The sequence below is a fragment of the Vibrio hepatarius genome (assembly GCF_001274785.1).
GTDB classification, from domain to species: domain Bacteria; phylum Pseudomonadota; class Gammaproteobacteria; order Enterobacterales; family Vibrionaceae; genus Vibrio; species Vibrio hepatarius.
The window spans coordinates 1-13,962 of record NZ_LHPI01000004.1; the positions used below are offsets into that span (position 1 = coordinate 1).

The window sequence follows — 13,962 nt, forward strand, 5'->3', positions numbered from 1 at the left end:
CGATGACGACAACTTTAGCTGGTTCAACGCCTGGAACGCCGCCAAGAAGAAGTCCACAACCACCGTGAGATTTCTCCAAGGTTTGTGCACCAGCTTGAATAGACATGCGTCCTGCGACTTCAGACATTGGAGCTAGTAGTGGCAAACGACCCATATTATCTGTTACAGTTTCATATGCTATGCAGACAGCTTTGCTCTTGATTAGCTCTTCAGTTTGTGGAAAATCTGGTGCTAGGTGCAAATATGTAAATAAAATTTGCCCCTCGCGGAGCATGGCACGCTCAACGGCTTGAGGTTCTTTGACTTTGACAATCATCTCAGCTGTTGCGAAAACCTCTGCAGCAGTAGGAAGAATGGATGCGCCTACAGCGATGTAATCGTCGTCTGAAAAACCAATACCTACGCCGGCATTGGTTTCAACAAAAACTTGGTGGCCTTTAGACACTAGCTCGCGAACGCTTGCTGGGATCATGCCTACGCGGTACTCGTGGTTCTTGATCTCTTTAGGTACGCCTATGATCATCCTGACTCCTTATTCTATTTTGGTTGTGAAATCTGGTTTGAATAACTAAGTGTAGGGTAAATCTTCGAATTAACGTCTAGTATAGACAGGATGTAATAATATTTGATACTAAATATTAAAAAATTGTAGTATATTTTTTTGCAAGGAAGTAACAAGGTGGAATAAAAAATGGCAGACAACAATAAGAAGCCGTCCAAGGATCTAGACCGTATCGATCGCAATATTCTTAATGAATTGCAGAAAGACGGTCGCATATCAAACGTAGAACTGTCTAAGCGTGTAGGTCTTTCTCCTACACCATGTCTAGAACGTGTTCGCCGTCTCGAGCGACAAGGTTACATTACTGGGTACACAGCGTTGCTGAACCCACAATACCTTGATGCATCACTACTCGTTTTCGTTGAAATCACTTTAAATCGTGGTGCGCCAGACGTGTTTGAGCAGTTTAATACTGCAGTTCAGAAACTAGATGATATTCAAGAGTGTCACTTAGTATCGGGCGACTTTGACTACTTGTTGAAAACGCGAGTATCAGATATGAGTGCGTACCGTAAACTGTTAGGCGACACACTGCTACGTCTTCCGGGTGTAAACGACACACGTACCTACGTGGTAATGGAAGAAGTTAAGCAAACGAACCAGTTGGTTATCAAAACTCGATAATTGCGTATAAGTCTGAATACCTTTCGATATTCTGACTTTAGGCAATTGGGTTTTAGGCCCTTATATGGTTAAATCGATAGTCCGAGTAGCATAGCTGCTCGGGCTATTTTTTTCCGCTACAAAGATAAGTTGGTTATGTTCAAAGAGAACAGAAGTAAAGTTGAAACAATAATCAAAACAGGGGAAGAGCCTCAGCCTTCTCGCCTGACAGGTCCGCAACGTCTTAAGGAGTGCACACTGATCGTGATTGTGCTGCTCTCTATTTTGCTGTCTGTCGCGCTACTGACTTTTAGTCCTGCCGATCCTTCATGGTCTCAAACTGCATGGGGGGTAGATGTCGAAAACGCTGGTGGCCTCGTCGGCGCTTGGCTGGCGGACACGCTATTTTTTACCTTTGGTTCTTTGGCATACCCAATCCCGTTCATTATCACGGTCACGGCATGGGTATTTTTGCGCAACCGGGATGAAGACGAGCCTTTAGATTTGATGCTTTGGGGCACGCGTCTACTCGGTCTAATCGTACTTATTCTGACTAGCTGCGGCCTTGCCGATATCAATTTTGATGATATCTGGTATTTCTCTTCAGGTGGTGTGATTGGTGACGTGCTTACCAGTCTCGCTCTGCCAACACTCAATGTACTGGGCACGACTTTGGTACTGTTGTTTCTTTGGGGCGCAGGCTTAACCTTACTTACCGGCGTTTCATGGCTAACTATCGTCGATAAACTAGGCGCGCTAGCGATCTCTTCATTCACTGCTTTGCTGAATAAGATTCGCGGTGAACAAGAAGAAATTCTCGAAGCCCAACTGGCGATGGCGAACTCAGCTCCACATGATCTAGAGCGTGAAGAATCTCCGTTTGCTGCTAAAGAAATATCGGAAGACGCTGCCGAGCCGCAACGTCGTTTCAACATTCATATGCCTGAGGCGCGCAAAGAGCCTGTTATTAGCGCAGACCCACTCTTTGAAGAGCCGAGCTTTGACGAACCTGTGTTTGAAAACAAATCGACGCAAACACCGCCTCGTCAGCCTGAACCTATTCAAGCTCAACCTGAACCAGTTATTGCTCCTGAACCTGTTGTGACGCCTACTAAGCCGCAACCTACGCAAAATCATGGTCATGAGCCTCAGGTAGAGCGTACGCGTCAACTGGGTGCGACGATTGAAGAGTTAGAAGCGGCAGCGCAGCGCGAAGATGACTTTGCACAGCAAGTGGCCGACGAAAACCAAGTTGAACCTCATGAAGACTTCCAGACAATCTATGAGTACGAACAATCTCAGCAGCAAGCGTCTGCAGAGCAAAACCTTCCATGGAACAACACTGAAGAAGTGGCCGAAGAAGAAGTAACTCAGCCTGTGCTGCAAGCCGAGCAATTGGAAGATATTTCGGCGTCAATTGAGCCAGAATCAGGCCATCAAGAGCCAGTGATCTCCACCTTTGACGTGGCGGACGACGAATATCAACAACCTATGATGGCAGACGTTGAAGAAGTCGATCCAAAAGACCAAGATGTCGCGGCGTTCCAAAACATTGTTTCTGATGCTCAGGCAAAAGTCGCCGCGCAGCAAAATCCATTCTTGGTGCAACAAGAGACGAATCTGCCAAAACCTAAAGAGCCGATGCCGACTCTGGAGCTTTTGTACCATCCTGAAAAGCGTGAGAACTTCATCGACCGTGAAGCGTTGGAAGAGATCGCGCGTCTGGTAGAAGCAAAACTGGCTGATTACAAAATCAAAGCGGAAGTCGTGGATATTTTCCCAGGACCTGTCATTACTCGATTCGAGCTCGATCTTGCACCAGGTGTGAAAGTAAGCCGTATCTCCAGCCTATCTATGGACTTGGCTCGTTCACTTTCTGCGATGGCGGTGCGCGTTGTAGAGGTGATTCCGGGCAAACCTTATGTGGGTCTAGAACTGCCTAATATGAGCCGTCAAACCGTGTACTTCTCAGATGTGGTAGGCAGTCCTCAGTTCATTGATGCGAAATCGCCAACCACCGTCGTGCTAGGTCAAGACATCGCCGGTGAAGCAGTGGTTGCTGATCTTGCCAAGATGCCACACGTGTTGGTGGCAGGTACCACTGGTTCGGGTAAGTCGGTCGGTGTGAACGTAATGATTCTGAGTATGCTGTACAAATCGACGCCAGAAGATGTACGTTTCATCATGATTGACCCTAAAATGCTTGAGCTTTCAATCTACGAAGGGATTCCGCACCTGTTGTCTGAAGTTGTTACCGACATGAAAGATGCCTCAAACGCACTACGTTGGTGTGTGGGTGAGATGGAGCGCCGCTACAAGCTGATGTCAGCACTGGGTGTGCGAAACATCAAAGGCTTTAACGACAAGCTTAAGATGGCTGCAGAAGCAGGGCACCCAATCCACGATCCACTCTGGCAACCGGGCGACAGTATGGATGAGCAGCCGCCACTACTTGAGAAACTGCCGTACATTGTGGTAGTGGTGGACGAATTTGCTGACCTAATGATGGTGGTTGGTAAGAAAGTGGAAGAGCTGATCGCTCGTCTGGCTCAAAAGGCGCGTGCTGCTGGCATCCACTTAATTCTAGCGACCCAGCGTCCTTCGGTTGACGTTATCACCGGTCTGATTAAGGCCAACATACCAACTCGTGTCGCGTTTACCGTGTCGACTAAGACCGACTCGCGCACCATACTAGACCAAGGCGGTGCTGAATCGCTATTGGGTATGGGTGATATGCTTTACTTGCCGCCAGGTTCAAGCCACACAATCCGTGTCCACGGTGCGTTTGCTTCGGACGATGATGTTCACGCGGTAGTGAATAACTGGAAGGCTCGTGGTAAGCCAAATTACATCGATGAGATCACTCACGGTGACCAAGGTCCAGAAGCATTACTGCCAGGTGAAAAACCAGAAGGTGATGAGGAAATGGACCCGCTATTTGACCAAGTGGTTGAGCACGTCGTTCAGTCTCGACGTGGTTCAGTTTCTGGCGTTCAGCGCCGCTTCAAGATTGGTTACAACCGAGCCGCGCGTATCGTTGAGCAGTTGGAAGCACAAGGCATTGTCAGCGCCCCAGGCCATAATGGTAACCGTGAGGTATTAGCTCCAGCACCAAGTCGTGATATGAACTAATCAAATCCAGTTGCGACAAATAGAAAAGCGCAGGAATGACCTGCGCTTTTTTGTATCTAGAATAGAGCTAAGTTATTTGTTTTTGGCAAACTGAGCAATCACAATTACCGCTAAAGCAACAAGGTTTGCAGCAAAAATGACTACTAACCACTGCGGCATTGATAGGGTTAAGAATTGCCAAACTACCTTACTGCAATCGCCATACGCTTCAAACATCCACGGAACCCATTGGTTAAGCGGTGCCCAATCAGGGAATGTAACGAATAGGTCGCAGGTCGCAAATGGGGATGGATTAAACTGGTAATCAACGTGCTGCATTGACAGCGCAAGGCCTTTGTACGCGCTAGCGCCCCAAGCAGCTAAACCTAACCAGCGAAATACTGGGTTATTTGGCGCAATCAGTCCAATCAACGCAGCACCGCCAATTCCCAGCATCGCAACACGCTCGTAGATACACATTACGCAAGGCGAAAGCATCAAAACGTGCTGGAAAAACAACGCGCACGCTTCAAAGAACACGACGAACGCTAAAAGAAGGAACCAAGAAAGACGTCCTTGGGAAAATGTTTTGAGTGTGGAAAGTAAATTCACAACAGTGTCCTGAAAATAAAAAAAGCCCTGACTAATCAGAGCTTTTTATCGTGTAAAAGTTTCAGTAGCAATAAAAACTTTTCAAAATTTGGAGTTAGTGGCCACCAGACACCGCTTGAACCGCGTCACCAACGTGGTGTGAGATCCAACCTGCATCGTAGAACCAAGTTGTCATCGGGTCGACTAAGAAGACGATGCCAGCTAAGCCAACCAGTGCTAAAACGATAGTGTAAGGCAGTGCCATGATAACCATGCGTCCGTATGACAAGCGGATCAGCGGCGCCAATGCTGACGTTAGCAAGAATAGGAACGCAGCTTGACCGTTTGGCGTTGCAACTGAAGGTAGGTTAGTACCAGTATTGATAGCGACAGCAAGTAAGTCGAACTGATCGCGGGTGATCATGCCTTCAATGAGTGCTGTTTTCACTTCGTTGATGTAAACCGTACCAACGAATACGTTATCCGACACCATAGACAGTAAGCCGTTCGCAACGTAGAAAAGTGCGAGCTGGGTGCCTTTGTCTTCAACGTGCAATACCGCATCGATAACTGGCTTAAATAGCTCTTGGTCGATGATAACTGCAACGATCGAGAAGAAAACCGCAAGTAGGGCAGTGAATGGCAGTGCTTCTTCAAACGCTTTACCCAGTGAATGCTCTTCGATAACGCCAGTGAAAGCTGTTGCCAAAATGATGACTGATAGGCCGATAAGACCAACCGCAGCAAGGTGTAGAGCCAGACCAACAATCAACCATACCGCGATTAAACCTTGAATCCAAAGTTTCGCTACGTCTTGGTTAGTACGGTTTTTACGCTCTTCGTTGTCGAAATCAACCAAGATCTGACGAACGTTGTCAGGCAGACGTGCGCCGTAACCGAACACTCTAAACTTCTCGACTAACACACAAGTAATCAAACCACAGACAAATACGGGTAGTGTTACTGGTAGCATGCGAATGATGAACTCACCAAATTGCCAACCCGCTTGGTCTGCAATGATCAGGTTTTGTGGCTCACCTACCATGGTCATTACGCCACCCAGTGCAGTACCGACACCTGCGTGCATTAGCAAAGAGCGTAAGAACGCACGGTAGTTTTCTAAGTCATCACGAGTAAGCTCAGACAAGTGGTCGTCTTGTGTATGGTCGTGGGCAGTGCTTGAGCCTTTACCTGATGCCACTTTGTGATAAATCGCGTAGAAGCCGACCGCAACGCTAATTACGACCGCAATAACGGTAAGAGCGTCTAAGAATGCTGACAAAAATGCCGCTGCGAAACAGAATGCAACAGATAGCATTGATTTTGAGCGGATACCTAGCAGGATCTTGGTGAAAATGAACAGCAGCAACTGCTTCATAAAGTAGATGCCGGCAACCATGAATACTAGTAGCAATAGCACTTCGATGTTTGCGACCAGCTCATGTTTGACTTGCTCTGCACTCGTCATCCCGATAGCAACTGCTTGGATTGCCAATAAGCCGCCTGGCTGTAGTGGGTAACATTTTAATGCCATTGCCAAAGTAAAAATAAACTCTGCAACTAATAGCCAACCTGCTACGAATGGATTTACGAGAAAGAAAACGAGAGGGTTTATGATTAAGAAAGAAATGATGGCAACTTTGTACCAATCTGGGGCTTTACCAAGAAAGTTCTTAATAAACGCATTTCCGAGTGAAATCGGCATGATCGTAATACTCTTATAAGTTGTTATGAATCGACACTGAACGTGCTTGCTTCATAAATCGGAGCAATACCAAACAAAAGCTGCACTCTCGGTTTAGCGCAATTCTTATTGATATTTTGGGTATTAAACCCGATCCAACAGTGACTTAGAAAAACAACATTAAGAGGTTGCAATGTGGCCTTGCCAAGTCACTCCCTGAGAAAGACAAGCACTCCTTACTTCGGTCGTCACTCTACTCCCCAGTAAAATTTAGTCAATCATAAAGTGGAGCTAGGCAATTATATTCATTCGTTTTTGTCTAAAAACGCGATCTGAGTGGCGTAACTATCTGGAGATAGTTGCTAAAACCTGCACTTAGTGTCGTGACGGAGTCGAAGTGTAAGAATAACAGAGAATAGGTGAATATTCTGAATGGAAATCAAAGAGTTTTTTGCAAATAGTAAAACTTAGATTTTGTGAACTTTTCCTTTTATTACGGGGACTTTGATGTGTTAAATTTTTATTAAACTTGAAAATAATCGGGTTATTCATTGATGTGAATATGCAAAATGCTCGTTTCACAATTAGAGTTATTGCTCAATTGTTGTTTGACAGCAAGTTTACTTGGTTCTGGTTTCCGATATAACTTAACTAGTGGTATGATGAGTTGCAACAGACCCATAAAAATACAAATAGTGGACAAGACATAAATGGTCATAAAGGCAAAGAGTCCAGCTGGATTTGCGGAAAAGTATATTATTGAAAGCATTTGGAAAGGACGCTTCCCTCCTGGTTCCATCTTACCTGCAGAAAGAGAGCTCTCTGAACTTATCGGAGTAACACGAACAACTTTGCGCGAAGTGCTACAACGTTTGGCGCGTGACGGCTGGTTAACCATTCAACACGGAAAACCAACTCGAGTGAATCAGTTTATGGAAACGTCAGGTTTGCATATTCTCGATACGCTAATGACTCTTGACGCTGAAAATGCCACTTCGATTGTAGAAGATCTCCTTGCGGCACGTACCAATATCAGCCCAATTTTCATGCGTTATGCGTTTAAAGCAAACAAAGAAAGCTCTGAGAAAACCATCTCAACGGTTATCGAGTCTTGTGAAGCGTTGCTCGCCGCTGACTCTTGGGATGCGTTTATGGAGTCTTCAGCTTACGCAGATAAAATTCTACAACATGTAAAAGATGACGGCGAAAAAGACGAAGCGATTCGTCAGTCGATTTTGGTCGCTAAAACTTTCAATTTCTACGATTACATGTTGTTCCAACGTTTAGCGTTCCATTCTGGCAACCAGATTTACGGTCTGATCTTTAATGGTTTGAAAAAACTGTACGATCGCGTTGGTAGCTACTACTTCTCAAGTTCGGAAGCGCGTAGTTTGGCGCTGAAGTTCTATCGTGACCTGTTAGATGTATGCGAGACAGGTGACCGTGAACGCATTCTTATCGTAGTGCGTAACTACGGTATGGAAAGTGCCCAAATCTGGAACAAGATGAAGATGACCCTGCCGACGAACTTTACGGAAGACGACAGCTAATCTGGATTAAAAGAAAAACCGCCGAAAGGCGGTTTTTTTGTATTTAGACATTGTTTACCAACTAGGTTAGCAGTCGGCACATTCGTCATCATTACCACCGGCTTCAAGGAACCAGTTGCTTAAGTGCGTCTTAAGGTCTTTAAGCTCGTCCGGACCAATAAGAGCAAGACCTAAGTCTTCAGCGCGGGTAATGTCATTGTGACGAAGCGGTCGGAAACTCACCAACATTGCACGCGCTTGTAAGCCACCGAGCAAGTCACGCAGAGATTCTAGCTTATACAAGGTATCATCGCCGTCATCGCGCATCCCTTTGGTTTTACACTCAATAATGTGCAGCTTGTTGTTAACCACAGAGGCGACATCAAGCTCGTTACGTACTTCGCGCTCGCCCAGTTGTCGATAAACCTGCACATTCAGCGATCGGTCTTGAATCGTCGGCATGGTTTTTTGAATTTGACGCACAGTACTGTGAACTAACGTTTCTAACCATTCGCCATTCGAGAAACGGCGCGCATCTTCGTTAGCAAAGGTTAAGATGCCGTTTTCATAAGTCGCAATGCCAGTATCCACTAAATCGGTGATCAGCATATTGAGCTCACGATAGCCTTGCTGTTTCTCTGTGAGTTCAACATCAAGCTTCTGCTCTTTGCGACAGGTGGTGGCTAAGTAGTTGAGCGTGGCTAAACCTGGACCGAGTTCCAGTGCGTTGCTTGCCCAGCGCTCGCCAAGTTCATAAAGCTGTTGGTCGAGTTGGGGGGAGATCTCGTGCTCGCTGAACTCACCACGCGCACCGAATATCGTCAGGTAGTCATCAATAGTGATGCGGTCTTGAACTTGTGTGTCTTCTTTGCCGTCTGGGTAGAGCCAGCACAAGCGGTCGCTGCTTGGCTCGACAACAAAGATTGGCCAATGATAGCTGCGGAAAATTTCGTAAACGGAAAGCAGGCGATGACGCAAACCGCAGCTTGCGTTTAACTTAACGTCTTCAGCACGCTGTTTTAGGTCTTTGGCGAGAGCACAAATGCTTTGTTTTATTTTGGTCGGATTGGCAACGTTTGGGATTTCGAAAAACTCGGACGTGATTTGGCGTTTTGCTAATACGTTGTGAAGGCGGGTGTAAATTTCTTCTTGAGCTTTTACACCGATGAAAACGATGTGATTGCTGATCGTCCGATTGTCTAAGAGCGGGGTTACCAAGCGAATTGGGTCTTTGTCTATGATGCCAACATGAATTGCCATAACTGTTCCTCAAGTATGGCTTGCAAAAAAGTGTGACAGAAAACGGGCAAGCCTATTACCCATATAATGTCATGGGTTATAAAAAACAAGGGCAACTAACAAAATTAGTCGCCCTTGGCATAAGTTTAGTTGTTGTTATAACTTGAATTGATGAACCAACTCGCCTTGCTGGTTGGCAAGAATAGTTAAGTCGGTGCTGGTTTTAGCAATCTGTGCCATCGCTTGGTAGTTCTGCTCAGCAATCAGGTTGATCTCTTCAATATTGCGCGCGATATCGCCCGACGTTGCGCTTTGCTCCGTCGCCGCTTGGGATATTTGTCCACTCATACGGCTGATCTCAATAATCAGCGCTTGAATCTCTTCCATAGCACTATTGGCGTTGGAAGCTTGCTCGACCGATTGCTCCATTTCAGCCATACAACTTTGAATCACTTGGCTTGCCGACGATGAGCTTGATTGCAAACTACTGATCATGTTTTCGATTTCGCTAGTAGACGACGTGGTTCTTTGCGCCAGCACTCGTACTTCATCGGCAACCACTGCAAATCCTCTTCCTTGTTCACCCGCGCGTGCCGCTTCGATGGCTGCATTCAACGCCAGTAGATTGGTCTGCTCTGCAATATTACGGATAACATCGAGAATCGAACCAATTTTACTGCTCATGCTTTGCAGGTCTTTCACTGCGTCCACCGACTGCAACAACCGAGTTTCCAATTGATTGATGGTCGAGATGTTGGTGCTCATGATTTGTCGACCGGATTCCGATGCCACTTCAACTTGCTCGACCATATGCTGCGAGCTCTGTGCATTCTGCGCGACTTCTTGTACTGAATGAGACATTTCTGTCATCGCAGTGGCCACCGTCGCGGTTTGTTCCCTTTGTTGGCTTAGTTGCTCTTGTGCCTGTGATGAAGTGCTCTGGTTGGAATCAGCGGTTTTCGTCAGGTTGTCTGACGCATCGTTAAGTTTGACCAAAATGTTGTGCAGGCTATCTGCGAGGGTATTGATGTGTCCACTGACGCGGCTGAATTCGTTGTTGTAGCGAATATCGATCCGATGAGTCATGTCACCTTCGGTCAGATATTCCAACGTTTTCAGAATGCGGGTCAAAGGTTCACGTACACTATGGGCAATGTGATAGCCAATACCAAGAGCGAGCGCAACGACTACGCCACCAATAATGACTGATGTCATAACGCCTTGTTGATAAACCTCACCCGCTTCCAATAAGGAGGCGTGTAGTCCTTGTTCTGCGACGTCGCTGAATGAGTTTAATATCGCCATGGTTTGGTCAACTTCGGCGGTCAAATTCGCGATGTTCTGATACAGCGCTTGTTTCGCTTGCAGATAAGAGCTGTGCTGGTCTAATACGCCGCCTTTTTTGCCGATGTCGACAGTAAACTGTTCCACCGGTTGGTCAAAGACTTGTTTGAGCTCTGGCATTTGTGCTGTCAAGCCGCGATAAGCATAGTTAAGGTGGGTAACTGCTTTTTTGTTATTGGTGACGGCTTTGGCGACAAACTCAAGATTGCTGCTAGCCAGGGCGTCTGACGTGATCACCTCTGCATCTTTTAGCTTAATGAAGTAGCTTTCTGCCATCACTTTAACGGAGATTTTGCTCTGCTCGTCAACATAATCTTTCATGCCGCTACTTAGCTCTGCATGTAAACGCTGGAAACGTCGCGTCGATTGCTGCACTTCGGCCTGTGCTTCAAACATTGCGCGGTAGTTTTCCATCGCTTTGTTTGCTTCTTCGAAATAGCTGGTTTCCTTTTCTTTAAGCTGGGCGATTTGTTGTTCAAGCTCTTCAATCGAATAGGTGGCTTGTTCTAAGTCAGCGAGGGCTTGGTGATAGTTGGCTTGGGCATCGGCAAAATGTGCAGAAAGCTCGTCCATACGCTCGAAACTTTGTGTAGTTAAAAAGTCTTTAAAGAGTTTGTCCGCAGAAAGGAGAGAAACGCTGGTGTGATTGGATTGAGAAACTAGTGGTAAAGAACGGTTAGAGACACTCTCGAAGTTGTCGTGAATCAGTTGCATACCACGTGTGGTAACGATTGTGGTGACAATAAACATTACTAAGATCAATGCAAAACCAGCGTACATTCGCCGTATGACAGAGCCTTTCATAGACCTCTCCCTGAGACATAATTATTGGCAAAAAATAACAAAAAAAGAGTAATGTATTGATAGTGACTGGAGGCTTTTACGACTCACAGCGCAAAAACAAAGCGTACGACTTGCTGTAAATGCCAATATTTAAACTTAACGATTGTTTTTAGTTGGTTATTTTGTACAGCTTGGCGCATACTCGGCAGTTGAGACAATTTTTAAAGATAAGATGACGGAGCGCTTCATGACCGAAGAAACCATTTTCAGTAAAATTATTCGCAAAGAAATTCCTGCAGATGTTGTTTACCAGGATGATATGGTGACGGCGTTTCGTGATATTAACCCTCGTGCGCCAAGCCACATCTTGATCATTCCGAATAAACTCATTCCGACAGTGAATGACATTGCGGACGAAGATGAAGCGCTGATGGGACGCATGTTTGTGGTCGCGCGTAAACTGGCGAAAGAAGAGGGTATTGATGAAGACGGCTATCGCCTAATCGTTAACTGCAACTCTCACGGTGGCCAAGAGGTTTACCATATTCACATGCACCTTGTTGGCGGCCGTCCTCTAGGCCCGATGTTGATGAGCTAACAAGCAAAGATAAATGTTTGAGTCGGTGGAACTTTTCTTCGACTCAAACCACTAATAGCCATCATTATTACTTATTTATTCAGATTCCCGGGGTACGAGGTGCGTAAAAACGTTCAACTCGCATTCATTGTTGTTAGCTCCTTATATCTTTCTGCATGCGCCAACTTTTCTGCTGGCAATTTATTTAGCCACTACAGTGCGCAAAATCAGGAGCTTTACCAAGCTGTTCAGAGCGGACAGTACCAACAAGCGGAAGAATCCCTCCCAGAAGACATTGCTGGACCGATACTCGATAACTTTGAAAAAGGTCGAGTTCACTTGCTGAGTGGGCAGTATGAGCAAAGTCAAAATGCATTTCAGTTGAGTGATGCGGCTGTCCGTGAGCAACAAGATAAAGCGACCATTTCAGTCTCAGATTCCGCGACCAGTTTAAGCGCCTTAGCAGTCAACGATAACCTGAATATCTACCAGCCCGCTGACTATGAACTCGGCTTTCTCCATCTTTACCTCTGTTTGAACTATCTTCAAGGCAATGACCTAGAAGGGGCGTTGGTAGAAATGCGCCGTGCCAATCAAGTTCAAGAAAGGGCAAAGAAAGATCGCGAAAAGGAACTCGAGTCAGCACAAGAAGATATGCAGGAGCAAGGCTTATCTCCTAACCTTGGCAGTATCTTATCGCAGTACCCTGACGCCGGAGATACGCTTAAAGCCGTTCAGAACGGTTATTTGATGTATTTGTCCGCGTTGCTGTATGAAGCTGATAACGATTTAAACAGTGCGTATGTTGACTATCGTCGTGCGCTCGCGGTAATGCCTGACAACCAACAGGTAATTGACGGTACTAAGCGTGTTGCTCAGCGCTTGGGGATGAGTGAGGATCTGCGTCTACTTGAAAAGCGTTATGGCAAAGTTAAACGACTCGAACCTAACCAAGCACGCGTTATTGTTCTTCAAGAACAAGGTGTAGTGCAGAGTATGCAAGGCTGGAAACAAGCTTTGCCGCTGTTTGACAGTCGGGGGCAAGGCGTTTGGTATTCTATTTCATTGCCTTATTACCCGAGTGTAAGTAAACCGAGCTTCACGCCATTGCTGGTTAATCAGCAAAGCATCTCAAGTGACTTGTTGACGGATGTTAACCTGATGGCCCAAAAGGATCTGTCTGAACGTCTACCGAGTATTATCATCCGCCAAGCGCTACGTGTGTGGGCAAAAGATCAACTCAGACGCCAAGCCGCAAAAGAAGACGATGTTGGTAACTTGATTTTCAATGTCTGGAACGTTCTGACTGAGCAACCAGATACTCGCAGTTGGTTGACACTCCCAGGTGAAATCCGCAGTAGCAGTGTTGTGGTGGATGCAGGACAGCAATCTTTGTCGGTGGGTGACAAACGCATTGATTTTAATGTTAATGCTGGTGACACAGTGTTGGTTTGGGTTTCTCGCCAAGGCGATAATGCTACACTTTGGCATAAACAATTAGGAAATATCCGATGAAAAAATGGGCTATCGCGGCTTTGACCGCATTAACGCTATTGGGTTGTGCGGACAATACCGCTGGATTGCGCATTGATGGCGCGACACAAACCGTTTTGTTTGGTGACAACGTCCTTGCCGGCCGTTTGAAGATTGACGATATATCGACGAGCGATGTTGACGGACGTGCGCGTGGCATCGTTAGACTTGAGAGCCAGTATAAAGGTGACCAAGCCATCCAATACCGCTTTTACTGGTACGACGATGAAGGTCTAGAAGTGAATACTCAGCTAGGTCCTTGGCGTCAGGCTATCGTGAGAGGCATGGAAACCATCGTTATTTCTGAAGTATCGGTGAATCCAAAAGGCACTCAGTTCCGTGTACAAATTCGCGAAAACGATAATTAATCCGAACTAAAGAGTTGTTTCTTTAGTCATAGAGTAAA

The 13,962-nt window shown here is 46.1% G+C and carries 11 protein-coding genes; 6 read left to right on the top strand and 5 right to left on the bottom strand.

Translation table 11 applies throughout. From position 1 onward, the window contains the following. Positions 1-523, bottom strand: a 523-nt coding sequence (locus AKJ31_RS06760) for an alanine dehydrogenase (protein ID WP_425425078.1), incomplete at its 3' end; no start/stop codon positions are given. A gap of 168 nt (positions 524-691) precedes the next feature. Here AKJ31_RS06760 and lrp point away from each other — a divergent pair. Next, positions 692-1,186, top strand: coding sequence for a leucine-responsive transcriptional regulator Lrp (lrp, locus tag AKJ31_RS06765; RefSeq protein ID WP_004414493.1), 495 nt, complete (start codon positions 692-694; stop codon positions 1,184-1,186). 135 nt (positions 1,187-1,321) lie between these two features. After that, the gene (locus tag AKJ31_RS06770) at positions 1,322-4,297 is read left to right on the top strand and encodes a DNA translocase FtsK (RefSeq protein ID WP_053408345.1); all 2,976 of its coding nucleotides are present in this window, start codon (positions 1,322-1,324) and stop codon (positions 4,295-4,297) included. A gap of 72 nt (positions 4,298-4,369) precedes the next feature. Here AKJ31_RS06770 and dsbB read toward each other — a convergent pair whose 3' ends face one another. Then, positions 4,370-4,888, bottom strand: a complete 519-nt coding sequence (gene dsbB / locus AKJ31_RS06775) for a disulfide bond formation protein DsbB (RefSeq protein WP_053408346.1) — start codon at positions 4,886-4,888, stop codon at positions 4,370-4,372. A gap of 94 nt (positions 4,889-4,982) precedes the next feature. Then, positions 4,983-6,572, bottom strand: a complete 1,590-nt coding sequence (gene nhaB / locus AKJ31_RS06780) for a Na(+)/H(+) antiporter NhaB (protein WP_053408347.1) — start codon at positions 6,570-6,572, stop codon at positions 4,983-4,985. Between the two features lie 689 nt (positions 6,573-7,261). On the opposite strand from nhaB, the gene fadR reads away from it, so the two are divergent. Beyond that, entirely contained in the window at positions 7,262-8,101 is an 840-nt protein-coding gene (gene fadR, locus AKJ31_RS06785) for a fatty acid metabolism transcriptional regulator FadR (RefSeq protein WP_053408348.1), read from the top strand. A gap of 66 nt (positions 8,102-8,167) precedes the next feature. Here fadR and AKJ31_RS06790 read toward each other — a convergent pair whose 3' ends face one another. Next, on the bottom strand, positions 8,168-9,340 hold the full coding sequence (locus AKJ31_RS06790) for a DUF1887 family protein (protein WP_053408349.1): 1,173 nt from the start codon (positions 9,338-9,340) through the stop codon (positions 8,168-8,170). A gap of 135 nt (positions 9,341-9,475) precedes the next feature. After that, on the bottom strand, positions 9,476-11,467 hold the full coding sequence (locus tag AKJ31_RS06795; RefSeq protein ID WP_053408350.1) for a HAMP domain-containing methyl-accepting chemotaxis protein: 1,992 nt from the start codon (positions 11,465-11,467) through the stop codon (positions 9,476-9,478). 226 nt (positions 11,468-11,693) lie between these two features. On the opposite strand from AKJ31_RS06795, the gene hinT reads away from it, so the two are divergent. From hinT to AKJ31_RS06810, 3 genes are all read left to right on the top strand, one after another. After that, positions 11,694-12,044, top strand: a complete 351-nt coding sequence (gene hinT / locus AKJ31_RS06800; RefSeq protein WP_053408351.1) for a purine nucleoside phosphoramidase — start codon at positions 11,694-11,696, stop codon at positions 12,042-12,044. Positions 12,045-12,143: 99 nt separating this feature from the next. Further along, the gene (locus AKJ31_RS06805; RefSeq protein WP_053408352.1) at positions 12,144-13,538 is read left to right on the top strand and encodes a COG3014 family protein; all 1,395 of its coding nucleotides are present in this window, start codon (positions 12,144-12,146) and stop codon (positions 13,536-13,538) included. Next, positions 13,535-13,924 carry a YcfL family putative periplasmic lipoprotein gene (locus tag AKJ31_RS06810; protein ID WP_053408353.1) on the top strand — a complete coding sequence of 130 codons (390 nt, stop codon included), beginning with the start codon at positions 13,535-13,537 and terminating at the stop codon, positions 13,922-13,924. The genes AKJ31_RS06805 and AKJ31_RS06810 overlap by 4 nt, the downstream gene beginning before the upstream one ends. Positions 13,925-13,962 lie beyond the last annotated feature (38 nt).

What these genes read in the sequence shown, in the direction of transcription:
- nhaB (WP_053408347.1), bottom strand. Translation starts at nt 6,572, where the DNA reads ATGCCGATTTCACTCGGAAATGCGTTTATTAAGAACTTTCTTGGTAAA.
- AKJ31_RS06790 (WP_053408349.1), bottom strand. Translation starts at nt 9,340, where the DNA reads ATGGCAATTCATGTTGGCATCATAGACAAAGACCCAATTCGCTTGGTA.
- hinT (WP_053408351.1), top strand. Translation starts at nt 11,694, where the DNA reads ATGACCGAAGAAACCATTTTCAGTAAAATTATTCGCAAAGAAATTCCT.
- fadR (WP_053408348.1), top strand. Translation starts at nt 7,262, where the DNA reads ATGGTCATAAAGGCAAAGAGTCCAGCTGGATTTGCGGAAAAGTATATT.
- AKJ31_RS06810 (WP_053408353.1), top strand. Translation starts at nt 13,535, where the DNA reads ATGAAAAAATGGGCTATCGCGGCTTTGACCGCATTAACGCTATTGGGT.
- AKJ31_RS06770 (WP_053408345.1), top strand. Translation starts at nt 1,322, where the DNA reads ATGTTCAAAGAGAACAGAAGTAAAGTTGAAACAATAATCAAAACAGGG.
- AKJ31_RS06795 (WP_053408350.1), bottom strand. Translation starts at nt 11,467, where the DNA reads ATGAAAGGCTCTGTCATACGGCGAATGTACGCTGGTTTTGCATTGATC.
- lrp (WP_004414493.1), top strand. Translation starts at nt 692, where the DNA reads ATGGCAGACAACAATAAGAAGCCGTCCAAGGATCTAGACCGTATCGAT.